Raw genomic sequence first — 24,691 nt, forward strand, 5'->3', positions numbered from 1 at the left:
TTCAGTTCCTCAGCGGTTTGCCGGTTTCCAGCATGTGTTGCACGCGGGCAATGGTGTCCGGGTGCTTGACCAGTTGCATGAACTGGCGGTGTTCCAGTGCCAGAATGTCGGCTTCATTCAACGGGGTGGTGATGTCGGTGTCGCCGCCGCTGAGGACTTCGGCGAGTGCCGTGGCTACCACTGCGTCGTGCGGGGTGGCTTTGCCTTGCAGGCGGAAATCACTCACCGCCATCTGCATGGCAATCCGCGCGGTTGCACCGGGCAGGCGTAGTTCTTGTGCAACCGGCGACTGGTAGCCTTCCACCATCGCCAGTGCCCGTGCTTTGGCATCTGCCAGCAGACGGTCGCGGTTCATGCTGATGCCGTCAGCAGGGCGTAGGTAGAGGTGGTCTTTGGCTTCAAATGCTGATTTGGACACGGTTACCAGACTGATGATTTCAAACGCTTTCAGTACCGGCGGCAAGGGGCCGCGTGGCAGTTTGGGGAAGCTGCTCCAGCGTTGCAGCATTTCCTTGCAGCCGCCCCAGCCGGGGATCAGGCCGACGCCGGTTTCCACCAGCCCCATGTAGGTTTCGGCATGAGCCTGGATGGCAGCGCAATGCAGCAATACTTCGCAGCCGCCACCGAGGGCAAGGCCGGAAGGTGCGCCGACCACCGGGAACGGGGCGTGTTTGAGCTTGTGGTAAGTGGTTTGGCCTTGCGTGACGATTGCGGCGATTTCATCCCAGCCACCGAGGCTGGCGGCGAATACCAGCAGGCCGAGGTTGGCTCCGGCGGAAAAGTTTTCGCCTTCGTTGTAGATCACCATCGCCTTGCCGTTGGTTGCCACCCAGTCGAGGCTGTCGCTGAGCATTTCAAGAGTCTGCCCGTCGATGCTGTTCATCTTGCTATGGAATTCGAGGCAGGCTACGCCATCGCCAATGTCCCACAGGCTGGCGGCATCGTTGCTGAGCAGCGGTTCGGCGTGGCGTTTGAGGTCGGCGAGCAGCAGGATGCCGGGGGGGCGTTGCAGGGGGCGGTAGGAGCCGTCGGGTTGGAGGTAGTGGGTTTCGCCGGGTTCGTGGCGATAGAAACCGTAAGCCCGCGCCATTTCCAGCAGTGGAGGAATCCCCCCCCTCCCTAACCCTCCCCCCACAAGGGGTGGAGGGGACAAGACACCATCTTCGCTCCCTTCCCCCCCTGCGGGGGAAGGGCTGGGGATGGGGGGTAATACGGCAGCATCCGCTTCCAGCCGCTGCGCCAACGCATCCGCCCCCAACTGGTCGATCAGCTCAAACGGCCCGTATTTCCAGTTGTAACCCAGCTTCATGGCGGTGTTGACGGCGCAAATGTCGTCGGCAATTTCCGGCACGAGTGCGGCGGCATAGCGCAGGGTCTGCGACAACACCCGCCACGCATATTGCCCCCCCTTGTCGGGGTGGGAAACCAGCGCCTGTAGGCCGCCGTGTTTGGCGGCTTGCAAGCTCCCCAATGAGGCAGCTTGTGATGGCGCATAGTCGCCGGTTTGCAGGTTGATGGATTCCTTGACCTTCTGCCCGCCGTCACGGTTGATGCGGTAGAAACCACCCTTGCCCTTGCGCCCGGTGTAGCCATCATCAATCATGCGCTGGATAAGCGGCGGGATGCTGGCTTTTTCCAGCAAGGCATCACCGGCTGGCAAACTGCGGTTCATGCTGCGCATCAGGTGCGGCATCAGGTCGATCCCCACCAGATCGGAGAGGCCGAACACGCCGGTTTTGGGAATGCCCATCGGCCTGCCGATCACGGCGTCGGCTTCTTCCACCGTCAACCCCATTTCGATGGCTTCCTGAATCGCGGTCTGTATCCAGAAAATGCCGATGCGGTTGGCGATGAATCCGGGGGTATCCTTGCAATCGACCACGCCCTTGCCCAGCTTGAGGTCGGCGTATTCGCGGATTTTGCGGGCAGCGTCCTGATCGGTTTGCGCACTGGTAACGATTTCCAGCAGACGCATGTAACGTGGCGGGTTGAAGAAATGGGTGATCATGAAATGCGCGGCGAAGTCGTCCGGCAAGCCTGCCACCAGTTCGTGCAGCGGGATGGAGGAGGTGTTGGAGGAAATGATTGCGTCGGCTTTGCGCACGCTGGCCAGCTTGCGGTACAGGTCTTGCTTGATGGCTAGGCGTTCGACCACTGCTTCGATGATCCAGTCGCAGTCGGCGAGTTGGGGCAAATCGTCTTCGATATTGCCGGGGGTGACGAGGCGGGCGTTACGGCTGTGCATCAGGGGAGCAGGGTCGGCCTTGAGCAGCTTGTCGAGGGCGGCTTTGGCAATCTGGCTGCGATCGGTGGCATCTGGCGGCACGATGTCGAGCAACAGCACGGGGGTTCCGGCGTTGGCGATGTGGGCGGCAATGCCAGCACCCATCACGCCCGCGCCGATCACTGCGACTTGGTGGATGTTCATGACACGGCCTCCAGAATGGTGGCGATGCCTTGCCCGCCGCCGATGCACTGGGTGGCAAGGGCAAACTGTTTGCCTTCGCGCTTGAGCAGGGCGGCGGCTTTGCCGGTGATACGTGCGCCAGTCGCGCCCAAGGGATGGCCCAAGGCAATCGCACCGCCATCCAGATTGATCTTGCTGGCATCCAGCCCAAGGTCGCGGATGCAGGCAATGGATTGGGAAGCAAACGCTTCGTTGAGTTCGATAATGTCGAGGTCGGCGACACTCAGCCGGGCGCGTTGCAAGGCTTTCTGGCTGGCAAGGATCGGCCCCAGCCCCATGGTTTCGGGGGCGCAGCCGGAAATGGCGATGCTGCGGATGCGGGCAAGCATGGGCAGGCCGTGCGCTTTGGCGAATTCCTCGCTGCATACCAGGGTGGCGGAAGCGCCGTCGGTCAAGGGAGACGCCGTGCCAGCCGTGACCGTGCCGTGTGCGTCGAAGGCCAGTTTCAGGCCAGCCAGTGCTTCCAGCGAGGTGTCGGGGCGGATACAGCCGTCTTGCGTCACGCCACCTACCGGGATGATTTCATCCGCCAGTTTGCCTGCGGCTTGCGCGGCGGCAGCTTTTTGCTGGCTGGCAACGGCGAAGGCTTCCTGTTCTTGACGGGAAATGGCGTAACGTTGTGCCACGATTTCAGCCGTTTGCCCCATGCTGATGTAGGCGGTGGGCAGCTTTGCATACAGGTGTGGATTGGGCGAAGGGTTGAAACCAGTCATGGGGATGCGGGTCATCGATTCCACCCCGGCGCAGAGGAAAGCATTTCCGGCATTCATCTGGATGGCTCCGGCGGCCTGATGGATGGCCTGCATGGAGGAGCCGCAGAAGCGGTTGACAGTAACGCCACCGACGGCTTGCGGCAAGCCTGCCATCAGTACTACCAGCCGCGCCATGTTGAAACCTTGTTCGCCTTCAGGGAAGGCGCAACCGAGGATCAGGTCTTCGATGTCTGTGCCAGCCACGCCGGTTTTCGCCAGCAGGCCGAGGACGGCGGCAGTCGCCAGATCGTCGGGGCGGACTTTGGCGAACACGCCCTTGTTGGCGAGGGTGAACGGGGTGCGGGCGTACCCGGCGATTACTACGCTCTTCATAAGCCTCCTCCTAGGTGGTTTGTACCCCTCACCCCAACCCCTCTCCCTCAAGGGGAGAGGGGCTAAGAGATCAGCATTTTTGTTCCCCCTCTCCCCTTGAGGGAGAGGGGGTTAGGGGGTGAGGGGTAATTTCGGAGTCGGGCAGATGACTAAGGCATTCCGTTTCAATCCGCGTCAGTTCCTGCAAGGTCAGCGCCAAATCCTCCTGTTGCTGGCGCAGAGCCTGAACTTTTGCTTGTACCTTGTCCAGCAGGTAACGCAACTGGCTGGTGTGGGCAGGGTCGCATTCGGCGTGGTAGAGGGAGAGGAATTCGCCGATGTCTTCCAGCGAAAACCCCAGCCGTTTGCCACGCAGGATCAGCGTCAGGCGTGCTTTGTCCTTGTAGTTGTAGACGCGGTTGGAACCCGCCCGCTGGGGCTGGAGTAACCCCTTGTCTTCGTAAAACCGGATAGCGCGGGTGGTGATACCACACTCATCAGCCAGTTCGGAGATGCTCCAAAGTTTCTGCTCCATAGTCACTCCTTTGGGCTGATACTAGAGCTGGTTAACGTTAACGTCAAATACATGACGTTTTGTGTTGTTATCGCCTAAAATCTGACATCGCCGTTTATCGAAAAATGTGCCACATTCATAGGACGATGTGGCACAAGTACCGACAACATACCCCTGAAATCCTGCTCGGCCTGCTGATCAGTTTGCTGCTGGCAATGGTGCTGGTTTCCCCGACCAACCCGCTCAGTAGCCTGTTGAGCCGCGCTGAAATGGCTTTATATGACCTGCGAATCCGGCTGGGAGAGGGTTTTACGCCCACAGAAAACGAGCCACCCATCATCATCGTCGACATCGACGACCGCAGCCAAGTACAGGAAGGCCGCTGGCCTTGGCCCCGCCAGCGGGTTGCCGAGCTGATCCAGAAAATTGGCACACAGGAACCTGCCCTGATCGTGCTGGACATTCTGTTCGGTGCAACCGAACCAGTCAAACACCCCCCGGCTTCAGCAAGTTGCAGCGCCGAAGTGTGTGCCATTCCACTACGCCCTTCGGTATCCACCAGTGAAGCTGACCGGCAACTGGCAGCCGCACTAGAACAGCATGATATCGTCACCGGTTTTCTGTTTCATGAGGAATATCTGCTCAACGGTACATTACCGGACAGCCCCAAACCCGTAGCCACCAACGTGTTGCCGACCTGGGAACCGCTGGGGCATTCCACCAGCCTACCGGTCATCCAGCGTGCGGTCAAAGCGCAAGGCTACATGAATGCGCTGATGGCAAGTGATGGAACCATCCGGCGGATGCCGCTGTTCCTGCAATACAACGGCTACCTGTACCCTTCCCTGACCCTAGCTGCCGCACAACGCTTCCTGCTGGAAAACGAATGGCAAGCACAAATCGCCCGTATCGGTACGCAGGAAGTCTATGCCGGTTTAGGGCTGGGAGCGCGATTCGTTCCCACCGACATGCATGGCAGCGTACTGATTCCCTACGCTGCCCGTCAGCCGCATTTCCCGTCTGTATCCGCCACTGACCTGATGCGCGGAGCCATTTCAGGCAAAACGCTGGAAGGCGCAATTGTGATGGTGGGTACATCAGCGCAATTGCTGGGGGATCTGAAACCAACCCCGGTGCAGGCTTCCTTGCCCGGTGTCGTCATCCATGCGCATACCCTGCAAGGCTTGTTGCACCCGGAAATCCTCCTGCACGAGCCAGCTTGGGGGCTGACCATCGAGCTGATCGGGCTGGCGGCACTGACACTGTTGATGCTGATGTTGTATCCGCTGTGCGGGCCGCGTGTGCTGTTGCTGACCGCTACCACCCTATTGCTGATTGTCATCGCCGCCAATGTGTGGATGTGGCACGCGGAACACATCCGTCTTGACCTGTTGCCTTCCCTGCTGCTGGTGTTTGCCGTCACTGGCATCTTTGCCACTTACGACATGTTGCGGGAAAACCGCGAACGCAAGCATTTGCAGCACCTGTTCGGGCAATACGTGCCACCCGAACACATCCAGCAGCTCATGACTACGCCCGCTAACGCCAGCCTTGCCGGGGAAAAGCGCGACATGACGGTATTGTTTGCCGACTTGCACGACTTCACGGCACTGGCAGAACAACTGGATACCCAAACCCTGAAAAACCTGCTCAACCGTTATCTGGATGCGGCAACCGGCATCATTTTCCAGCACAACGGCACGGTCGACAAATACATTGGCGACATGGTGATGGCATTCTGGAATGCGCCGCTGACGGAACCCGAACATGCGCGGCAAGCTGTCCTGACGGCACTGAGCCTACGGCACATGTTGCAGGAAAATGCCGAAAATTACCGTAAACAGGGCATCACGCCCTTGCACCTGGGCATCGGCATCAACAGCGGGGAAATGAATGTCGGCGACATGGGTTCCAGTTACCGGCGTGCTTACACCGTCATCGGTGATGCGGTCAATCTGGCAGCACGGCTTGAATCCCTGACCCGTCATTACGGCGTGGATATTCTGGTCAGCGAACACACCCGCCAACACTGCAAGGGCGTAGTATTCCGCACGGTTGACCGGGTACAAGTCAAAGGCAAACAGGAAAATGTGTTGCTGTACCATCCGCTGGGGCTGGGGGAAGAAATTACTCCCCACATCCGCCAACTTTACCAGCTACACGAACAGGCCATGCAACATTACTGGCAAGGCAACTGGCAAGCGGCAGCGAAACAGTTTGCGCATGTCCTGATGCATACACCGCATGACCCACTGGCAGCACTTTATTTACGGCGTATTGCGCAGTTGTCGCAAAGCGATCTACCCAAGGCGTGGAATGGGGTTTATGCTCACCAGCATAAGTAACAACCAATCACTGCCTTATGTCGTATTCCAGCAGACTTGACCCGCGTCATTACCAACTCACGGTACAAACCAGCCTGCTGTTGTGGGGCATCTGGGTGTTGGAATTTCCGGTTACAGGGCTACAAATCGCTGCCGTTATTGGCACTGCCTTGCTGACCCAGATGCTGTTTTGCCATCTGTTCAAACTTCCCTACCTGTTATTGAGCACCCTCAACACCAGTTTGTCCGTACTGTTACTGTTACATGCTCAAGGCGAGCTGTGGTTGGCAATCGCAGTAGGCTTGAGTATTGCCAGTAAATTCTTGCTGCGGGTGGATGGCAAGCATGTGTTCAACCCGTCCAACTTCGGCATCGTTGCGGTACTGCTGCTTACCCATGACGCATGGGCAGCACCGGGGCAATGGGGTCATGGTTTGTGGCTATTCCTGTTGCTGGCGGGTAGTGGCTTAGTGGGCTTGGTGGGCTGGCGCACCATGTTGACCAGCGTGAGTTTTTTACTGACCTATGCCGTATTATTATTCCTGAAAGCCACTTGGCTAGGCGACCCGTGGTCTATTCCGCAACATCAATTGCAAAATGGCTCCTTGTTATTGTTCAGCTTTTTCATGCTGTCTGACCCGAAAACCACCCCCGCGCATCCTGTTGGGCGCATCCTGTTCGGGATGAGTGTTGCCCTGCTGGCGGTGTGGTTGCAATTCCGTCTATTCCTGCCGAACGCATTTTTGTATGCCCTGTTAGCCTTGTCACCCAGTGTGTTTTTGTTCAACCGCTGGTTGAATTACCCCGCATTTGAATGGTCAAAACCGACAACCAAACCAGAGGAAACCCCATGAAAAAAATAATCAGTGCCGCCGCCTTACTGACAGTGAGTTTACTGCCAACCCAAGTATCCGCCTTTTGCGGCTTTTACGTTGCCAAAGCCGACACTGGCTTGTTCAATGAATCCTCCCAAGTGGTGTATACACGCGATGCCGACCGCAGCATTGTCACTATGGGCAGCGATTTCAAAGGCGATGTGAAAGAGTTTGCGATGGTCGTACCCGTACCCGTTGTCGTGCAGAAAGAGCAGGTCAAACTGGTCAACAACAGCACCATCAAGCATCTGGATGCCTACACCGCTCCGCGTCTGGTGGAATATTTCGACGACGACCCGTGTGCACATATCATGTATGAAAAAGCCATGCCCGCCCCGGCAATGGCTCCCAAACCCGCCCCAGCAGCCCGCGCCAGGGAACTGGGCGTCAAGATCGAAGCGCAATACACCCTGGGTGAATACGACATCATGGTATTGTCAGGTCAAGAAAGCAGCGGCCTGATCACCTGGCTGACCGAAAATGGCTACAAAATCCCGCAAGGTGCTGAGCCGGTAGTCAACAGTTACCTCAAGCAGAACATGAAATTCTTCATCGCCAAGGTCAACCTCAAGGAATACTCTAAAACCGGCTTCACCCAGTTGCGCCCGATTCAAGTCAATTACCGCGAAAAACGTTTTATGCTGCCGATCCGTCTCGGCACGGTGAATGCCAACGGTAAGCAGGACTTGTTCATTTATGCCCTGACCCGTAACGGACGGGTGGAAACCACCAACTACCGCACCGTCAAACTGCCAAGCGATCTGGAAATTCCCGCATACGTCAAGGACAAACAGCAGTTTGCCAATTTCTACCGTGACATGTTCCGCAATCAGGTGGAAAAGGAAGGTGGCGCAGTCTTCCTCGAATACGCCTGGGACATGAGCTGGTGCGACCCCTGCGCGGCTGACCCGCTTTCCAGTAAGGAATTGCAGGAACTCGGCGCATTCTGGGTGAAACCGGAAACCAACAACATGGGCAGTGGCGCAGCGGATGCTTACGTCACCCGCCTGCATGTACGTTACGACCGCGAAACCTTCCCGGAAGATCTGATGTTCCAGTCGACAGGCAACACCGAAAACTACCAAGGACGCTATATCATTCGCCACCCTTGGCAAGGTGAAGCCTCTTGTCCGGCAGCCCGTGACTACCTGAACAGGACTGCACCAAAACAGCAGGAGGAAGCCGCCAAGAATCTGGCAAAAATGACCGGATGGGATATTAACGAAATCCGCAAGCAGTTGCCAAAGCTGAAGAAATCAGCAAGTACAACGCCTTGGCAGGAATAGTTTTCATGCACATCAGCGCCTCCCTGACGAGGCGCTGACACTTGATGCCTCAGGGCAGTACGCTTTCCCCGCGCAACAGATCGTCCAGCGTCTCGCGGTTGCGCACCACGTGAACTGCATCACCATCCACCATCACTTCCACCGCACGCGGACGGGTGTTGTAGTTGGACGACATGGTGAAACCATACGCACCGGATGAACGTACCGCCAGCAAATCCCCCGGCTGGATAGTGAGATCACGTTCCTTGCCGAGAAAATCCCCCGTTTCGCACACCGGCCCCACGATGTCGTAAGTGCTGGTTTCACCCTCACGCGGAATCACCGGAATGATTTCCTGCCACGCACTGTACAAGGCGGGGCGGATCAGGTCGTTCATTGCCGCATCCACCACCGCGAAATTCTTGTATTCCGCCAGTTTGAGGAATTCGACTTCTGTCACCAGAATCCCGGCATTGGCAGCAATCGCCCTGCCCGGCTCAACGAAAATCTCGTACTGGCGCAAACGTTCATCGGTGAACAGTTGCGCCATATAATCCGCTGGGCTGGGCGCTTCCTGCCCTTCGCGGTAACGCACACCCAAACCACCACCGATGTCGAGGTGATGCACGTGGATGCCTTGCGCCGCCAGCCGTTCCGCCAATGCCAACACCCGTTGCAGCGCATCCATGAAAGGTGAAAGCGTCAGCAATTGCGAGCCGATATGACAATCAATTCCCACCACATTCAGGTGCGGCATCGCGGCGGCTTTCACATAAACGGTTTCGGCACGGTCAATTTCAATCCCGAACTTGTTTTCTTTCAGACCCGTGGAAATGTAGGGGTGGGTTTGTGCATCCACATCCGGGTTAACGCGCAGGGAAATTGGCGCGATTTTACCCATGTCGCCCGCTACTGCATTGATGCGGTCAAGCTCAGCTTCGGATTCGACATTGAAACAGCGGATACCAACTTCTAAGGCTTTACGGATTTCTGCGGCTTTTTTGCCTACGCCTGAAAACACCACCTTGCTGGGGTCGCCGCCTGCACGTAATACCCGCTCCAATTCCCCGGCTGACACAATGTCAAAGCCCGAACCCAAACGGGCAAACAGATTGAGGATGGCGATATTCGAGTTGGCTTTGACCGCGTAACACACTAGATGCGGTTGTGTGCCAAAGGCATCGTTGAAAGCGTGCCAGTGCCGTTCCAACGTGGCGCGGGAATAAATGTAGCACGGTGTGCCGTGGGCGCGAGCAATGTCGGTGACAGCCACGTTTTCGGCGTAGAGCTGCCCGTTGCGGTATTCAAAATGATCCATGTATGTAAGCCTTTATTTCGCCTGTTCCTGTTTTTGTTTCGCCTCATCCGGCATGTAGAGCGGCCCCTTGTTGCCGCAGCCTGCCAGTAACGCCAGTACGATAGCCAATCCTAAGTATTTTTGCAGCATTGTTTATTATCCCGTTTTTTGGTCAGTGCAGTGCAGGATAACGGCTGACAACGCGATAATAAAGAAAGGTTTGCAGCCCTGTCTGAATTGTTATACAAGAAATGCTGACATTCACCCCCAAAGGCTTCCCCGATGATGGATAGCACCCAAACCTTACACGAGCGGCTGACCCGTTTGCAGCAGCAATACGACCTCGAAACCCGTGTGGAAGAACAGATGCGGCTGGAAGCCCTGATAGCCGACACGCGCCAGCATTTGTTGCAACGCTTGCAACAGGAAGCCCATCGTCGCAAAGGTAATGGTGCTTACTGTGAAGCCATGGATGTCTGGCACGAGATATTGCAGCACCAGCCCAACGACAGCGTTGCCACCCAAGCCCTTGCGGAACTGGAACAAATGCTGGCGCAAACCACCCAAGTTACCGAACTGGTTAAAGTGTTGTCACGCATCAAGGCAATCCGCCCGCTGTTCAAGGAACTCAGCACCGCCCTCAAACAGCCCAGCCATACCGCCGAATACCAAACCTTGTGGGAACAAGTACGGTTTTTTCTGGATACCGCCGAGCCGGATGTGGAAGGTTTCATGCTGTGGTGGGAAGAGGAACGCCCGTGTAGCCAGACCTCGGTGCAAAACGTCGATAGTGCGCGGCTCGCGGCACGGGTACAGCGTGGGGAAATGGTGCTATTCCTCGGTTCGGGGATTGCCAGCAATTACGCCGACACAGGGCAGCACGAAAGCGAATGGGTGCAGCAATTGGCGCGGCATATCGGTTACGAGACTTTCAACGGCACGTTATCGTCCATCGCGGAGTATTACCAGTTGCGCCCGGACTTTGGGCAATCGGCATTGCTGGAAAACTTGCGCACCCAATTGCCGGATAATGTGCGCCAAGTGCTGCTGTATCAAGCCTTGGCGAAGGTTTCCGCCCCGCTGATTCTGATTTCGGCGGCTTATGACACGCTGCTGGAGCAAAGTTTGCGCGAGGCGGGCAAGCGGTTTGTGGAATTTGCTTCCATCGTGCGCCGCAGTGAGGATTACGACATCGGGCACGTCCTTGTGAGTTTTTCGGACAATAGCCAACCGCCACAAGTGTACCCGGAAGAAGCTTTGTCACGGCTGCGGCTGCTGGAAAACGGCTATTCCATCGTCTACAAAATTCGCGGCACTTGTGGGGTGGCAGACAGCGAACAGGAGGATGTGCGGCGTGACGCGCTCACCCTGTCGGAAAGCAATTACTTCAGCTTTGCACGGTATGCGGACAAGATGATTCCGGGGTATCTGGCGCGGCAATTGCGCAACCGGGGTTTTTTGTTTGTCGGCTATCGCCCGCGTGAGTGGGAAGACCGCTTGCTGGCGAGTGCCTTGCTGGAAAAACGCTCTTCGCAAGAGCCGTGTTATGTCATTGGCGAAACACCAGAGCCGCTGGAAGCGGTGTATTGGGAGTCACGTAACGTGAAACAGTATCGGATTGGGATACGGGAACTGGATCGGTATTTGTTGGAGGTGGGAGCATGAGTACAGCACCGTATCCGGGATTACGCCCTTATCGGGAAGAGGAACAGGGCAAATTCTTTGGGCGCGAAGCCGACGCGGAAATCCTGATTGATAAGGTATTAAGCAACCGTTTGACTTTGTTGTTTGCCGCCAGCGGTGTGGGCAAGAGTTCGTTGTTACAGGCGGCGGTGATCCCGCGTTTGAAATCGCCGACCGGGGAAAACCTGTCGGTGGTGTACCACATGGATTGGGTAAGCGAACCTGTCAGCAGTGTCCGCACGGCGGTGTTACAGGCATTGGCAACGGCATTGCCGGACGATGCGGCAGACGACGCGGGGCAAACACTGGCGGAAGTGCTGGAATTTTGCAGCTTGTTTGTGCGCCCGCCGCTGGTGTTGATCCTTGACCAGTTTGAGGAGTTTTTCCGTTACCAGCGGGCGAGTACCCATTTCCAGCCCTTTATTGAGCAATTGACCGCTGTCATCACCAACCCGGCACTAGCCGTGAGTTTGGTGCTGTCGATGCGGGAGGATTTCGCGCTGGAATTGAATGCGTTCAAGCCGCGCTTGCCGACGATTTTGTTTGAGAATTTTTATCGGCTGGAAAAGCTGGGGCGGGAAGGCGCACGCGAAGCGATTGTGACACCAGCGGCGCAAGTCGGTTTCCGCTATGAGCCTGCGTTACTGGACGTGTTGTTGAATGATTTGCTCAGCCGTGAGCTTGACCGTGTGCCCAATTCCCCCGCCGTGGAATGGTTGGAAACGGTCGAACCACCGTATTTGCAAATCGTGTGTGCGCAGTTGTGGGCGTTGAACCAAGCCGACCCGGAGCAATTGCTACGCTTGACGACTTACGAAAAGGCGGGGAAGGCGAAAGGCATTTTGGGCAACTACCTGAACGGGGTGTTGCAAGGTTTTACGCTGGCGGAAAAACAGCTTGCTTCCAAAGCCTTCGATCATCTGGCGAGCCAGCGCGGGGTGAAAATGGCTTACACCGCACAGGCGTTGGCGGAAACGCTGCGGGTGGATGAAACTGCGTTGAGTAATGTGTTGGGTGAATTGGCGGCGGTGCGGATTTTGCGTACCCAGCAGCGCGGTGAAACAACGTGGTATGAACTGTTCCACGATATGTTTTCCGGCAGTATCGCAAGCTGGAATGGCGAGTGGAAAGACCGGATGCGGCGACGCAAGTTTGCACAGGTGGCGGCAGCGGGTTTTGTCAGCATCGCGGCGGTGTTTGCGGGGTGGGATTATTACCTCAATGCTACGAACTACCATTTGCGCATGAGTCCGAAGCAGGGGATTTCCGACCAAGTGGAACTGTGGCAGGGCAAGCCGGGGAGTATTGACCTGTTCCACCAGCAGCATTACCTCGCGGAAACGGATACCACTCGCCATCAGCTTGAGCCGGATAAGCAATTTAATCAACACCCGGTTGCGGATTATGCCAACTTGCAAACGGAGTTAGTCGGTAGTCAGCCCATTGACCAGCGCATTACCGCTTATGCCGAGAGTGGGCAGTATCAGGAAGCGGTGGCACTGGCGAAAAAGGCTATTGTTCCAGAGAATGTGGAGCTAGCGAAACGGGCGTTGCCGCATCTTGGACGTATGCCAGTGCCGGAAGCGGCGCGGGCGGTTTATGCCATTTTGCGGCACTCGACCAGTGATGCGATTAAAAAAGAAATTGCTGGTTCAGGTTATAAAGCCAATGCGGTTGGATCAAGTGTTGGTGTGTTGTTGATACAAGACGATCCTGCGATCAAGAGCGTGGAAGGTAGAGAAAAGGAGTTCTGGCAAGAGCAGTTAGGGGCACAGGTTGTGACACGCCTTGCTCGTGACCAACTTATTGCATCGGATATAAGAAACGTTAGCGATTTTACTAACACACCTGATGTTTCTCAGGTTATTCCTTACGCCTTGGGTTTGCTCAAGGATGAGAATTTTAGTGTCCGCTGGAGGGCTGCGGAAGTGTTGGGCAATATGCAAGTGCCGGAAGCCATTCCTTCGCTGCTAGATTCTCTCAAGAATATGGAGGGTGATAGTTTACGCAGGGAGGCTGTGGATGTGTTGTGTAAGATGCAAGTACAAGCTGCTGTCCCCGCACTGCTGGATTTGCTTAAAGATGAGGACGGGCTCATCCGCAGAAGGGCGGTGATAGCGTTGGGTGCTATGCAAGCGCAAACCGCTCTTCCCGCGCTGTTGGATTTGCTCAGGGATGGTGATGTGGATGTCCGCATGAGTGCTGGGCAGGTGTTGGGTGCTATGCAAGCGCAAACCGCTCTTCCCGCGCTGTTAGATTTACTCAAGGATGGCGATGTGGGTGTCCGCATGAGTGCTGTGGACGTGTTGGGTGCTATGCAAGCGCAAACCGCCATTCCCGCGCTGTTGGATTTGCTCAAGGATGATGATGTGCATATACGCATAAATGCAGCACGAGCGTTGGGTAAGATGCAAGTACAAGCTGCTGTCCCCGCGCTGCTGGATTTGCTTAAAGCTGCTGGATTTGCTTAAAGATGAGGACGTGCTCACCCGCAGAAGGGCGGTGGTAGCGTTGGGTGCTATGCAAGCACAAACCGCCATTCCCGCGCTGTTGGATTTGCTCAAGGATGGTGATGTGAGTGTCCGCATGAGTGCTGTGAACGCGTTGGGTGCTATGCAAGCGCAAGCCGCCATTCCCGCGCTGTTGGATTTGCTCAAGGATGGTGATGTGAGTGTCCGCAGGAGTGTTGTGGACGTGTTGGGTGCTATGCAAGCGCAAGCCGCCATTCCCGCGCTGTTGGATTTGCTCAAGGATGGTGATGTGAGTGTCCGCATAAATGCGGTACGAGTGTTGGGTAATATGCAAGTGCAAGTCGCCATTCCTGCGCTGTTGGATTTGCTTAATGATGGCAATGTGAGTGTCCGCATAAATGCGGTACGAGTGTTGGGTAATATGCAAGTGCAAGTCGCCATTCCCGCGCTGTTGGGATTGCTTAAGGATGAGGATAGTTTAGTTCACAGTACAACGGCGGCGGCGTTGGGTGATATGCAAGTGCCGGATGCCGTTCCCGGACTGCTAGGCTTGCTCAAGGAAACGTATGGCGGCTCTGCAGCGGCGGAAGCGTTAGGGAGGATGCAAGCAAAGGAAGCACTTCCTGCATCACGGCGAGAGAGCAATGATCTTGGGGATGAAGTGAACAATGTATTACGTCAGACAGAATTGCTGTTCCGTCATTTGAAAAACGGTGATCCTGAGGTTCGTGAAAAGGCTACCATCGACGCGCTGCACATGGAACAGGACGGCAATTTAAGCGAAGTGCAAAAACGCTTGTTGCGCAAAGCCTTGTCGCTAGTTGACCAACGAACCCGCGATAAAGCCACCAAACAACTGGCAGAAGAAGCCGAAGCAAAAGCCCGTCAATTGCCCGTCAACCAACCGGGATTGGAAGAAAAACCGCTGACGCTGAATGAGCTGAAAGCCAAGCTGGACGTATTCGACCAAGCCTACGCCGATTGGCGCGAACGCCGCGACGCTGCACCCAACGACACCACCACTGATATCCCACCCACTGACAGCGATAGCAATCCACTCGCTGACCCCGCCCCCTTCGTCTACGAATACGCCTACGCCATTGCCACGATGGACGAAGCCGAAGGCATCAAGCTACTCAGCCATAACCTCTACAAAGTCCGCGAAGCCGCCGCCCGTGGTCTCGCCAACAGCCCATTCCTCGGCACACCCCTGCTGCAAAAACTGGAACAACAATGGCTGGCAACCGATAACCCCATCACCCGCCAAGCCCTGTTCCACGCCATTGACGTATGCCTGTTAGCGACGGAAGGCGTTGGCGTAGACAAGGAACTCGAAGCCCTAAAAGTCTACGAACCCACCCTGGCCAATGCACGTTCCGCCGCTTCCATCAAACCGCGCGTTGAATGGGCACGCATCCAAATCCAATGGCGCGTCAATGCCATCAAGGAATTGCAAGAACTGGCAGCCCAACAACTACCGGGGATGCTGAAAGACCATTGCCTCAACCCCGACGGCACGGATATGAAGCCGGAGGAATGCACCATCCAGTAAAATGCGCTATTATCTTCTGTACCTGCACAACGTAGCACAAAGGTAAACCCATGCACGCTATCGCTATCCGTGAATTGCGCAACAATCCCGCCAGCTTGACCCATTCGCTGGAGCAGAATGAGTACGTCTTCATCACCAAACACGGCAAACCCATTGGGGTTGCTGTTCCGCTGACCGATGAAAACCTGTGCATTGGGCTGACGCGGGCAACGGCTTTGCAGGCGTGGCGCAACGGCGACATTTCACTGGGCAAAATGGCTGAGCTTTTGCACATGGACAAACAGAATTTGCGTCACTTGCTCACGCTGATGAACCTGCCGATCATTGATTACCCCGCTGACGACGTGTCCGCTGAAATGGATTTTCTGCTGGCAGCCGAAACAGCATGAAGGGGTTGGTCGTCGCTGACAGTTCCCCCTTGATTGCGCTCCTGAATATCGGGCAATTACATCTGCTGGAAAAACTGTTCACCCACGTTATTGTGCCGCCGATGGTTGCCACCGAAGTGGGGCGCGGTGAACCCTCAAGCTCCTGCTGGTTTACCCTGCAAGCATCCGGTTTTATCCGCACGGAGACATTGCAACCCGATCCCCGTTTGGCGATCCTGCTGTTACAGGTTGACCCCGGCGAGTCAGAAGCGATCCTGCTTGCTGCCCAACGTCAGTTACCACTACTGATTGATGAAAAAGCAGGGCGTAAAATGGCGCAGATGATGGGATTAAAAATTACCGGGCTGGTGGGTATTTTAGGGGCACTCAGAGAAAAGGGGGAAATTTCCGCCCAGCAGATGCCAGATAGGGTGGCAGCACTGGAAAAGGTAGGATTCCGCCTGAGTGACAGCTTAAAATGCCGCCTACTTAAACAGTGCTGATACCCCCTAAACTTTGACCCGGACACCACCATGACTAAACACCTCATCGAATACACCCTAGCAAACGGCGAAACCCTCTACGTCGAAGCCGAAACCAACGAAGACGAGCTTTCGCGCATCAGCAACAGCGATGGCAAGGAAATCTCGGCGCAAAAATTTGAGGATGCCCTCAATAAATCCGAACCTGCACTTGCCGCCGTTGCCAAGCTGGTAAAACGCTTGCAACCCGCTGAAGCGCAAGTGGAAGTCGGTTTTAAGTTTTCCGCCAAAGCTGGGGTGATTCTCGCCTCGGCGGATAGCGAAGCCACCTTCAAAGTGACCTTGAAATGGAAAGCCGATGCCTGAAGCCTTCAACCACGCCATTGCCCAGTTCCTCAACACAGACGGTAGCCGCGCCATTGGCACAGGTTTTGCCGTCACATCGCGCCATGTACTGACTTGCACCCACGTTATCGCCGCTGTGTTGGGGCAAGATGCGCGTTTGCCAATTCCTAGCGGCACGGTTTTGACCGTCCATTTTCCGCTTAACCCGCAGTTACCGCCGCTGACCTTGCGCGTCCACACCACGTTTCCCTGTGTTGACCAGCCCAATATCCACACGCTCGAAGACATCAGTTTGTTGGAAGTGGAGGGTATCACCACCATGCCCCACGCCCCGCGTCAAGTGTTGCCGGATAGCGGGCATCACGGGCAAGTTTTCCACACTTACGGCTTTAACCGTCAGGGTGGCAGTTGGTTCAATGGGCAATGCGCAGGCGTGGTGGCGGAAGGCTGGATTCAGTTGCAAGTCGATAATGCCAGCGATGAGAGCCTCAACGGTCTGAGCGGCGCACCGGTGTGGAACACGCAAGCCAACGCCATTACCGGAATGTTGGTGGCAAAGCGGCGGGGTAATTTGCGCAGTTACATGATCCCAATGGCACGGCTGATTCGTGCGTTGCCACTGTTGGCGGAAGAACAATCCCCCTCACTTCCCCTTTTACAACGGGGGTTATCGGACAACCCTCGTTACAAACTCCTCAAAACCAAACTGGAACGCCTGCAAGCCCAGTACGATTTAGAAACCCGCGTCGAAGAACGAATGCGCATGGAAAAGCTCATCGCCGATACCCAAGCCAGCCTCGCGCAACTCGAACAGGGCTGAATCCGGCATAATCCCGTCACTGTCACTCCGCTTTAAACCTCATCGACAAATCCACCGCCCGCACATGTTTGGTAATGCTGCCGATGGAAACAAAATCCACCCCCGTTTCCGCAATCGCTACCACGGTTTCCGGGTTGACGCTGCCGGAGGCTTCCAGCGGAATTTTTCCGGCAACCAGCCGCACGGCTTCGCGCATGTCTGCCAGACTGTATTCATCCAGCATAATGATGTCGGCTGATGCTGCCACTGCTTCCGCCAGTTCCTGCAAGTTTTCGGTTTCGACCTCGACCAAAATACCGGGGTGCAACTTGCGAGCCTGCTGGATAGCAGCAGTAATCGAGCCTGCTGCCATGATGTGGTTTTCCTTGATCAGCACCCGGTCATACAGGCCGATGCGGTGATTGGTTCCGCCGCCACACAATACCGCATATTTCTGTGCAATGCGTAATCCGGGCAAGGTTTTGCGGGTATCCAGAATCCTGCAACGGGTATGCGCCACCAGATCGACATAACGACGGGTGGCGGTGGCTGTTGCCGACAAGGTTTGCAGGAAATTAAGCGCAGCCCGTTCGCCTGACAGGATCGAACGCGCACTGCCCGTCAGCGTACACAGCAAGGTACCCGCTGTGACCTTATCACCATCCTGATGCTCCCAGACAACCTGTACCTGAGAGTCAAGCTGGCGAAACACTTCGTCAAACCATCCCGTACCACACAGCACAGCCTCATCCCGGCTAATCACCGTTGCACTGGCGTGCTTTTCTGCGGGAATCAACCCGGCGGTTACATCGCCCGTGCCAATGTCTTCTGCCAAAGCGCGGCGCACTGTTTCCTGAATGTCGTTGGGTAATTGCATGAAAACCTCGAAAATAAAAATGGGAGGCTGTTACACCTCCCATCACTTTGCCCCTGACTCCTCGTCAGATTCTCTAGATACGGGTGATACCCATCATCTTCAAAATGGACTTTTCATAGAACGGCTCGGAGCTGCCTTTCTTCATCTTGCGGATGAAGTACTTCTCGAACGCGATCTTGGCCATGTGTACCCACTTGCCTTTCTTGAACCAGGCAACGTTGCGCGGTGGGATCTGTGGCAGTGCCACGAACGCCGCGCCAGTGTCACCCATGTCTGCCAGGCAGATGGCGTTCCATGTGCCGGTGGTGTGTGGTTCCTTGCCAGCCAGTTCATCAGCGATGTTGTGAACCAGTGACGTTACCATCGACTCGATCATGTAGCCGGTCTTGGGTGCGCCGGTTGGAACCGGAGTGGCCTCGACGGGCGGGATGGCAATACAGACACCGGCAGAGTAGATGTTCTTGTATTTCGGGCTGCGATGCAGCTCGTCAACGATGACGAAACCACGCGGGTTGCACAAGCCTTCCACAGCGGCAACTGCATCAACACCCTTGAACGCTGGCAGCATCATGGCGAAATCGAACGCGACTTCGTGTTCTTTTTCCACTTCGCCTTTGCTGTTCATTTCCGTCACGGACATTTTGCCCGCTTCAACCTTGGTGGTTTTGGCATTGACGATCCAGTTCATATGGTGGTTGCGCAGTTCGGATTCCAGCATACCTTTGGAATCGCCTACCCCACCCAAACCCAGATGACCGATGTATGGCTCGGAAGACACATAGGTCATCTTGAACTTGTTGCGTACACCGCGCTTGCGCAGGTCAGCGTCAACGATGAAAGCAAATTCGTAAGCAGGGCCAAAGCAGCTTGCAAACGGCATTGCCCCGACCACGATGTGACCGGAACCTTTTGCCAGCAACTTCTGGTAGTCTTCGTAAGCCTTTTCCGCGTGGGTCACGTCGCAGACGGAATGAGTGTGACCACCGTGCGGGCCTGCACCTTCCACTTCCTGGAAGAACAGCTTCGGGCCAGTAGCAATCACCAGATAGTCGTATTTGACTGTCTGACCGTTGTCAAGATGCAGGGTGCTGCCTTCGGCATCAATCTTCTCGCAGCGGGCAGCGATGAACTTGATGTCTTTCTTGGCAAGGTATTTTTCAATGGGGAAAGTGATGTCGGCACGGGTACGCCAGCCTACCGCAACCCAAGGGTTGGATGGCACAAACTGGAAGTAATCACGTTCATTGATAACGGTGACTTCGTGTGCTTTACCGAGCATATCTTTCATTTCATAAGCGGCGGGCATTCCTCCTGTCCCGGCGCCGAGAATAACAACATGAGCCATTAGCGCGAACTCCTAACTTCTAGATAACAAGGGATTAATGTAATTATCAGACTAACACTTACCAGCATTTCCCTAAGCACCTCCATCTGACCACAAATCGCTTTACAGGTCAATCGCAGCCCATACCAGCACCAGATCACACTTCCGCTGATACTCAAACAAAAAGATATACTTCAATCATTCTGACAGACCATAATCCATGCGTATGAATGAACTGAAAACCTATCTGGTCGGCGGTGCTGTCCGTGACCAACTGCTGGGCTTGCCGGTCAAGGATCGTGACTGGGTAGTAACCGGCGCTACCCCGGCTGACCTGCTACAACGGGGTTTCAAACCTGTCGGCAACGATTTTCCGGTATTCCTGCATCCTCAAACATCTGAGGAATACGCACTGGCACGTACCGAGCGCAAGACTGCCAAGGGCTATCACGGCTTCCAGTTCCATACCGCGCCAGAAGTAACGCTGACAGAGGATCTTGCCCGCCGTGACCTGACCATTAATGCACTGGCACAGGATGCTGACGGGCAAGTGATTGATCCTTTCGGCGGGCAAGCCGATTTGCAAGCCAGAGTGCTGCGGCATGTTTCCCCGGCTTTCAGCGAAGACCCGGTACGCATCCTGCGGGTCGCACGTTTCGCCGCACGTTTTGCCACATTGGGCTTCACGGTGGCAGATGAAACCCGGCAACTGATGCAGACCATGGTAGCCGCAGGCGAAGTGGATGCTCTGGTTCCTGAGCGGGTCTGGCAAGAAACCGGGCGGGCACTGAGCGAACCAGTACCAGCACGTTTTTTTGAAGTATTACGCGAATGTGGCGCCTTGCGCATCTTGTTCCCGGAACTGGATCGCCTGTTTGGTGTACCGCAACCGCCGCAACATCACCCGGAAATCGACTGTGGCATCCATACCCTGCTGGTATTGCAACAGGCGGTACAACTAAGTACTGACCCGGAAGTACGCTTTGCTGCGCTGTGTCATGATTTCGGCAAGGGGCTAACCCCTCCAGACATTTTACCCAGCCACCACGGGCATGAACCAGTTAGCCGCCAATTGACGACAGAACTGTGTCAGCGTTTGCGCGTGCCCAACCGTTTCCGTGAACTGGCGGAACATGTGGCGGAATACCATGGTCATATCCACAAAGCACGGGAATTGCGCCCGCAAACCATCCTGAAAGTGCTGGAGGCCACCGATGCATTCCGCAAACCGGCGCGTTTCGCCCAGTTGCTGTTGGCCTGCGAGGCCGATTCGCGCGGGCGTAGCGGGTTTGAAAACCGCCCTTACCCGCAAGCGGACATTTTCCGTCAAGCATTGGCAGCTTGCCTGCAAGTGGATGTAACCACCATCGTGCAACAGGGTTTCAAGGGTATGCAGATTAGGGAAGAAACCCACCGGCAACGTGTACATGCCATTAAACAGGCAGTAGGGTGTCTTGATATTGGCGGGCAATAGCCGCATATTGCAGACAAGAGATCATTAGTGAGTTGTATAGAGGAAATAGAGGAATAAGCATGTTTGGAGAAAAGGTTGCCTCCTTTGGTATTGGTCAGGTTATCCACCACCGCCAGTTCAACTACCGGGGCGTCATCTTTGACGTTGACCCTGACTTTCAGGGCACTGACGAATGGTTCCAGAAAAATCATGAAGTGGGCAACCCCAGCCGGGACGAGCCTTGGTATCACGTGCTGATCGACCAGGACGGGCGCGTTGCCTATGTCGCGGAATGCAATCTGGAAGTTGATGATGCCACCATCCCGGTGGAGCACCCGTTGCTGGAAAACTTCTTCACGGGCTTCAACGGTGATCATTACCAGGCTCGGCAGACCCTTAACTGATGACATGGGAGCTGCTGACCCATTCTGGATACCTTGCCGCCTTTTTGGTGGGGTTGCTGGGCGGTATCCATTGTCTCGGCATGTGCGGCGGCATTGTCAGCGCCCTGACGTTTAGCCTGCCTGCGACACAACGCAATTCCCTTGGCAACCTCTTACCCATGCTGCTGGCTTACAATACCGGGCGGATCAGCGGTTATGTGCTGGCTGGCGGGCTGGCAGGTGGTTTGGGGGCTGCATTTTTATCATTTGCCGGGCTGGAAAGCCTGCGCCATTTCCTGCAAATCTTTGCCGCCTTGTTCATGATTGCGTTAGGGCTTTACCTGGCAGGCATCTGGATGGGTGTTGCCCGTATTGAAAATGCCGGGCGGCGCTTGTGGCGGCATGTGGAACCAATGGGGCGGCGTTTCATGCCACTGGACTCGCCCGGCAAAGCATTACCGCTGGGCTTTATCTGGGGCTGGCTGCCTTGCGGGCTGGTTTACAGCGTGTTGATCTGGTCACTATCGGCTGCCAGTATCACCGAAGGTGCGTTGCTGATGCTGGCTTTCGGGCTGGGTACACTGCCCAACCTGTTGCTGATGGGTGCAGCAGCGGCAAAACTGGCAAAGTTTACCCGCAATCCACTGGTAAAACGCATTGCCGGATTACTGGTGGTTACACTGGGCTTGCTGCTGTTATGGCAAGCCGTGCGCTAGCCCTCATTCCCCCCCTGCTGGCCTGTCTGGCACTATCAGGTTGCTCTCCCGCCAGTATGCCCGTCAGTAAAACCATTACAGCCCCGACCATCGTGCAACAACCGCAGTTGCTTGCCAGTGATGGCACACAACTGGTCATGACACAATGGTTGCCACCACCCGCCACCCGCACGGCTGCCACGGTGCTGCTGATCCACGGTTTCAATGAATATGCTGGGGCATTTGCCGACGTGGGGGAAGCGCTTGCCCAACAGGGCATTGCTGTTTGGGCTTATGACCAGCGTGGTTTCGGGCGTTCGCCCTATCGCGGTCTGTGGTCAAGTGGTGAGCGCATGGCAGCCGATGTGCGGGAAGCTGCCAGCTTGTTACGCCAGACCAACCCGCAACGCCCCTTGTATGTGCTAGGTTTTTCGATGGGTGGAGCTGTCACCCTGTTGGCAGCAGAAGCAGGCAAGCTGGATGCGGATGGTATTATTCTCGCCGCACCAGCAGTGTGGACGCGCCCTACCCAGCCGTTTTACCAGCGCTGGGCACATGAGCTTGCCCTCAAACTGATTCCAGGCTGGAAACCCACAGGTGAAAGTCTCAACCTGCGCCCCACGGACAACCGCGCCATGCTGCGCCGCATCTGGCAAAGCCCGTGGATGCTCAAGGGCGCACGCATGGATACCCTCAACGGCCTGACCGACCTGATGGATAAAGGCTACGCGGCAGCCAGCACGCTCAAGGTTCCGGTACTGCTGCTGTACGGCGACAAGGATCAGATCATCCCCGCCAAACCCATCCAGCTATTGTGGGAACACCTGCCCAAGCAGGGCAAAACCCGTTTCATCCGTTATCCGCAGGGTTGGCACATGCTGGGGCGCGATCTGAATGGCAAGGAAGTGATAGCTGACATGGTGCAATGGATTAACAGCCAGCCATGAAAGAACGTATCCATATTGTCTGGTTCAAGCGTGACCTGCGCACCCACGACCACGCACCGCTGCATGTCGCCAACAGCCGTGGCAAGGTGCTACCGCTGTACGTGGTGGAAATAGATTATTGGCAACTACCGGATGCTTCCGCCCGCCACTGGCGTTTCATCCGCCAGTCCTTGCATGAACTCAACACAGCCCTGTCGCGCCTTGGTCAACCACTGGTGAAAATGCACGGCGATATGCTGACGGTGCTGGCTACCCTGCATGAGCGTTTCGACATCGCCGGTTTGTATTCGCATCAGGAAACCGGCAATCGGTGGATACGTACCAGAGACTATAACGTGGCACAGTGGTGCGCCCAGCACGGCATCGAATGGCAGGAATTCCAACCGTTTGGGGTGGTACGGCGTGGTCAGAATCAGGATGGCGGGGTAAACCTGTGGGAACAGTTCACGCAACAGGAATGTCTGCCTGCTCCCGCCCGCCTGCCGCCCCTGCAAACCCGAATTCCTCAGAGTGGCCTACCCGATAGCCTGAGTACGACACTGGCACAGACCGAAAGCCGCCATTGCCAAACGGGAGGCCGCAGCGAAGCCCTCAAGCTGCTTGGCAGCTTCCTGCGTGAACGAGGGCAGCATTACCAACACGACATGGCGACGCCGCAGGCTGCCATCAACCATGGTTCACGGCTTGGCTCACACTTAGCTTATGGCACACTCTCCTTACGCGAAGTCACCCACAAAGTGCGCACCACCTCAGCACAAATGGAAGGGGATACAGACTGGCAGCGTTCCTTGCGTGCCTTTGATGCCCGTTTGCGCTGGCACTGCCAATCCATTCAGCAATTGGAAAATACGCCGCAAATTGAGACAGATAACGTGCAAGCGGTATTTGATGGCTGGCGTGAACCCGATTTCAACCCTGCGTATTTTGCGGCATGGCGCGATGGCATGACCGGCTTTCCGCTGATCGACGCGGCCATGCGTGCGCTGCGACACTGCGGCTGGCTGAGTTTCCGCCTACGGGCGCTGCTGGTATCATTCGCTGCCAACCAGTTGTGGCTGCACTGGCAGCAACCGGCCTGGCATCTGGCGCAATGTTTCACCGATTACGAGCCAGGTATTCACTACCTGCAAGTGCAGATGCACGCGGGCACAGCAGCACTCAATACCTTACGCATTTATCACCCGGTCAGGCAATCACTTGAGCTTGATCCGCAAGGTGCATTCATCCGCCACTGGCTGCCAGAACTGGCGGATGTGCCTGGGCAGTATCTGCACGAACCGTGGGCAATGCCTTATTCCATGCAACAGCAAGCCGCGTGTGTACTGGGTGTCGACTACCCGGAACCCGTCATTGACCCCAAGGCAACAGCACGACAGGCACGGGCAAAATTCAGGGAACTGCGCCGTTGCCATCCCGAGCTTTGGGCGCAGGTTGGCGGCTTGGGCAGGAAACACACCAAGCAACCATCAACATCCGCAGATACAACGCAGATCAACCTGTTCTGAC

General features: G+C 56.0%; 22 protein-coding genes. 15 read left to right on the plus strand and 7 right to left on the minus strand.

Features of this window, described 5'->3' with window-relative positions; all coding sequences use genetic code 11:
* Position 1 precedes the first annotated feature (1 nt).
* From B2U47_RS14425 to B2U47_RS14435, 3 genes are all read right to left on the minus strand, one after another.
* The gene (locus B2U47_RS14425; protein ID WP_296678275.1) at positions 2-2,428 is read right to left on the minus strand and encodes a 3-hydroxyacyl-CoA dehydrogenase/enoyl-CoA hydratase family protein; all 2,427 of its coding nucleotides are present in this window, start codon (positions 2,426-2,428) and stop codon (positions 2-4) included.
* Complete coding sequence (locus tag B2U47_RS14430; protein WP_296678277.1) at positions 2,425-3,552, minus strand: thiolase family protein; 1,128 nt, start codon at positions 3,550-3,552, stop codon at positions 2,425-2,427. Before B2U47_RS14430 ends, B2U47_RS14425 begins: the two co-directional genes overlap by 4 nt.
* A gap of 70 nt (positions 3,553-3,622) precedes the next feature.
* Complete coding sequence (locus B2U47_RS14435; RefSeq protein ID WP_296678279.1) at positions 3,623-4,066, minus strand: MerR family transcriptional regulator; 444 nt, start codon at positions 4,064-4,066, stop codon at positions 3,623-3,625.
* Between the two features lie 125 nt (positions 4,067-4,191).
* Here B2U47_RS14435 and B2U47_RS14440 point away from each other — a divergent pair, with 125 nt between their 5' ends.
* The 3 genes from B2U47_RS14440 to B2U47_RS14450 are packed head-to-tail and all read left to right on the plus strand — an operon-like array spanning position 4,192 to position 8,530.
* Positions 4,192-6,390, plus strand: a complete 2,199-nt coding sequence (locus B2U47_RS14440) for a CHASE2 domain-containing protein (protein ID WP_296678281.1) — start codon at positions 4,192-4,194, stop codon at positions 6,388-6,390.
* 17 nt (positions 6,391-6,407) lie between these two features.
* The gene (locus B2U47_RS14445) at positions 6,408-7,223 is read left to right on the plus strand and encodes an RnfABCDGE type electron transport complex subunit D (protein ID WP_296678284.1); all 816 of its coding nucleotides are present in this window, start codon (positions 6,408-6,410) and stop codon (positions 7,221-7,223) included.
* Entirely contained in the window at positions 7,220-8,530 is a 1,311-nt protein-coding gene (locus B2U47_RS14450) for a DUF2330 domain-containing protein (protein ID WP_296678286.1), read from the plus strand. Before B2U47_RS14445 ends, B2U47_RS14450 begins: the two co-directional genes overlap by 4 nt.
* A 49-nt stretch (positions 8,531-8,579) precedes the next feature.
* On the opposite strand, the gene lysA is transcribed toward B2U47_RS14450, so the two are convergent.
* Together lysA and lptM are read right to left on the minus strand one after the other, a co-directional pair.
* The gene (lysA, locus tag B2U47_RS14455) at positions 8,580-9,827 is read right to left on the minus strand and encodes a diaminopimelate decarboxylase (protein WP_296678288.1); all 1,248 of its coding nucleotides are present in this window, start codon (positions 9,825-9,827) and stop codon (positions 8,580-8,582) included.
* A 12-nt stretch (positions 9,828-9,839) separates the two neighbouring features.
* Positions 9,840-9,956 (minus strand): LPS translocon maturation chaperone LptM, encoded by a 117-nt coding sequence (gene lptM, locus B2U47_RS14460; protein WP_296678290.1) that lies wholly within the window; start codon positions 9,954-9,956, stop codon positions 9,840-9,842.
* Between the two features lie 132 nt (positions 9,957-10,088).
* On the opposite strand from lptM, the gene B2U47_RS14465 reads away from it, so the two are divergent.
* From B2U47_RS14465 to B2U47_RS14495, 7 genes are read left to right on the plus strand one after another with little or no spacing between them, the layout of a single operon-like run.
* Positions 10,089-11,471 (plus strand): SIR2 family protein, encoded by a 1,383-nt coding sequence (locus B2U47_RS14465; protein WP_296678292.1) that lies wholly within the window; start codon positions 10,089-10,091, stop codon positions 11,469-11,471.
* Positions 11,468-13,960 carry a HEAT repeat domain-containing protein gene (locus B2U47_RS14470; RefSeq protein ID WP_296678294.1) on the plus strand — a complete coding sequence of 831 codons (2,493 nt, stop codon included), beginning with the start codon at positions 11,468-11,470 and terminating at the stop codon, positions 13,958-13,960. Before B2U47_RS14465 ends, B2U47_RS14470 begins: the two co-directional genes overlap by 4 nt.
* A 10-nt stretch (positions 13,961-13,970) precedes the next feature.
* Positions 13,971-15,512: a HEAT repeat domain-containing protein gene (locus tag B2U47_RS14475; RefSeq protein WP_296683793.1), complete on the plus strand. Its 1,542-nt coding sequence runs from the start codon at positions 13,971-13,973 to the stop codon at positions 15,510-15,512.
* A 50-nt stretch (positions 15,513-15,562) separates the two neighbouring features.
* A complete protein-coding gene (locus tag B2U47_RS14480) occupies positions 15,563-15,901 on the plus strand; it encodes a UPF0175 family protein (RefSeq protein WP_296678299.1) in 339 nt (112 codons plus the stop codon).
* The gene (locus B2U47_RS14485; protein ID WP_296678301.1) at positions 15,898-16,383 is read left to right on the plus strand and encodes a hypothetical protein; all 486 of its coding nucleotides are present in this window, start codon (positions 15,898-15,900) and stop codon (positions 16,381-16,383) included. The genes B2U47_RS14480 and B2U47_RS14485 overlap by 4 nt, the downstream gene beginning before the upstream one ends.
* A gap of 30 nt (positions 16,384-16,413) precedes the next feature.
* Positions 16,414-16,728 (plus strand): CU044_2847 family protein, encoded by a 315-nt coding sequence (locus B2U47_RS14490; RefSeq protein ID WP_296678303.1) that lies wholly within the window; start codon positions 16,414-16,416, stop codon positions 16,726-16,728.
* Positions 16,721-17,527 (plus strand): trypsin-like peptidase domain-containing protein, encoded by an 807-nt coding sequence (locus B2U47_RS14495; RefSeq protein ID WP_296678305.1) that lies wholly within the window; start codon positions 16,721-16,723, stop codon positions 17,525-17,527. The genes B2U47_RS14490 and B2U47_RS14495 overlap by 8 nt, the downstream gene beginning before the upstream one ends.
* 22 nt (positions 17,528-17,549) lie before the next feature.
* Here B2U47_RS14495 and nadC read toward each other — a convergent pair whose 3' ends face one another.
* Positions 17,550-18,383, minus strand: a complete 834-nt coding sequence (gene nadC / locus B2U47_RS14500) for a carboxylating nicotinate-nucleotide diphosphorylase (RefSeq protein ID WP_296678307.1) — start codon at positions 18,381-18,383, stop codon at positions 17,550-17,552.
* Between the two features lie 73 nt (positions 18,384-18,456).
* Positions 18,457-19,728 (minus strand): NAD(P)/FAD-dependent oxidoreductase, encoded by a 1,272-nt coding sequence (locus B2U47_RS14505; RefSeq protein ID WP_296678308.1) that lies wholly within the window; start codon positions 19,726-19,728, stop codon positions 18,457-18,459.
* Positions 19,729-19,927: 199 nt separating this feature from the next.
* Here B2U47_RS14505 and B2U47_RS14510 point away from each other — a divergent pair, with 199 nt between their 5' ends.
* From B2U47_RS14510 to B2U47_RS14530, 5 genes are read left to right on the plus strand one after another with little or no spacing between them, the layout of a single operon-like run.
* Positions 19,928-21,181, plus strand: a complete 1,254-nt coding sequence (locus tag B2U47_RS14510; RefSeq protein ID WP_349675739.1) for a multifunctional CCA addition/repair protein — start codon at positions 19,928-19,930, stop codon at positions 21,179-21,181.
* 59 nt (positions 21,182-21,240) lie between these two features.
* Complete coding sequence (hspQ, locus tag B2U47_RS14515) at positions 21,241-21,564, plus strand: heat shock protein HspQ (RefSeq protein ID WP_296678310.1); 324 nt, start codon at positions 21,241-21,243, stop codon at positions 21,562-21,564.
* A complete protein-coding gene (locus tag B2U47_RS14520) occupies positions 21,564-22,259 on the plus strand; it encodes a sulfite exporter TauE/SafE family protein (RefSeq protein ID WP_296678312.1) in 696 nt (231 codons plus the stop codon). Before hspQ ends, B2U47_RS14520 begins: the two co-directional genes overlap by 1 nt.
* Complete coding sequence (locus tag B2U47_RS14525; RefSeq protein ID WP_296678314.1) at positions 22,241-23,185, plus strand: alpha/beta hydrolase; 945 nt, start codon at positions 22,241-22,243, stop codon at positions 23,183-23,185. The genes B2U47_RS14520 and B2U47_RS14525 overlap by 19 nt, the downstream gene beginning before the upstream one ends.
* Complete coding sequence (locus tag B2U47_RS14530) at positions 23,182-24,690, plus strand: FAD-binding domain-containing protein (protein WP_296678316.1); 1,509 nt, start codon at positions 23,182-23,184, stop codon at positions 24,688-24,690. Before B2U47_RS14525 ends, B2U47_RS14530 begins: the two co-directional genes overlap by 4 nt.
* Position 24,691: the final 1 nt, after the last annotated feature.

Source organism: Thiothrix sp. UBA5583, assembly GCA_002425225.1.
GTDB lineage: Bacteria > Pseudomonadota > Gammaproteobacteria > Thiotrichales > Thiotrichaceae > Thiothrix > Thiothrix moscowensis.

Coding starts and splice junctions, on each gene's coding strand:
- B2U47_RS14495 (WP_296678305.1), top strand. CDS start 16,721: ATGCCTGAAGCCTTCAACCACGCCATTGCCCAGTTCCTCAACACAGAC.
- B2U47_RS14440 (WP_296678281.1), top strand. CDS start 4,192: ATGTGGCACAAGTACCGACAACATACCCCTGAAATCCTGCTCGGCCTG.
- B2U47_RS14450 (WP_296678286.1), top strand. CDS start 7,220: ATGAAAAAAATAATCAGTGCCGCCGCCTTACTGACAGTGAGTTTACTG.
- B2U47_RS14435 (WP_296678279.1), bottom strand. CDS start 4,066: ATGGAGCAGAAACTTTGGAGCATCTCCGAACTGGCTGATGAGTGTGGT.
- B2U47_RS14470 (WP_296678294.1), top strand. CDS start 11,468: ATGAGTACAGCACCGTATCCGGGATTACGCCCTTATCGGGAAGAGGAA.
- lptM (WP_296678290.1), bottom strand. CDS start 9,956: ATGCTGCAAAAATACTTAGGATTGGCTATCGTACTGGCGTTACTGGCA.
- B2U47_RS14445 (WP_296678284.1), top strand. CDS start 6,408: ATGTCGTATTCCAGCAGACTTGACCCGCGTCATTACCAACTCACGGTA.
- B2U47_RS14485 (WP_296678301.1), top strand. CDS start 15,898: ATGAAGGGGTTGGTCGTCGCTGACAGTTCCCCCTTGATTGCGCTCCTG.
- lysA (WP_296678288.1), bottom strand. CDS start 9,827: ATGGATCATTTTGAATACCGCAACGGGCAGCTCTACGCCGAAAACGTG.
- B2U47_RS14525 (WP_296678314.1), top strand. CDS start 22,241: ATGGCAAGCCGTGCGCTAGCCCTCATTCCCCCCCTGCTGGCCTGTCTG.
- nadC (WP_296678307.1), bottom strand. CDS start 18,383: ATGCAATTACCCAACGACATTCAGGAAACAGTGCGCCGCGCTTTGGCA.
- B2U47_RS14530 (WP_296678316.1), top strand. CDS start 23,182: ATGAAAGAACGTATCCATATTGTCTGGTTCAAGCGTGACCTGCGCACC.
- B2U47_RS14490 (WP_296678303.1), top strand. CDS start 16,414: ATGACTAAACACCTCATCGAATACACCCTAGCAAACGGCGAAACCCTC.
- B2U47_RS14505 (WP_296678308.1), bottom strand. CDS start 19,728: ATGGCTCATGTTGTTATTCTCGGCGCCGGGACAGGAGGAATGCCCGCC.
- B2U47_RS14520 (WP_296678312.1), top strand. CDS start 21,564: ATGACATGGGAGCTGCTGACCCATTCTGGATACCTTGCCGCCTTTTTG.
- B2U47_RS14430 (WP_296678277.1), bottom strand. CDS start 3,552: ATGAAGAGCGTAGTAATCGCCGGGTACGCCCGCACCCCGTTCACCCTC.
- B2U47_RS14425 (WP_296678275.1), bottom strand. CDS start 2,428: ATGAACATCCACCAAGTCGCAGTGATCGGCGCGGGCGTGATGGGTGCT.
- hspQ (WP_296678310.1), top strand. CDS start 21,241: ATGTTTGGAGAAAAGGTTGCCTCCTTTGGTATTGGTCAGGTTATCCAC.
- B2U47_RS14480 (WP_296678299.1), top strand. CDS start 15,563: ATGCACGCTATCGCTATCCGTGAATTGCGCAACAATCCCGCCAGCTTG.
- B2U47_RS14465 (WP_296678292.1), top strand. CDS start 10,089: ATGATGGATAGCACCCAAACCTTACACGAGCGGCTGACCCGTTTGCAG.
- B2U47_RS14510 (WP_349675739.1), top strand. CDS start 19,928: ATGCGTATGAATGAACTGAAAACCTATCTGGTCGGCGGTGCTGTCCGT.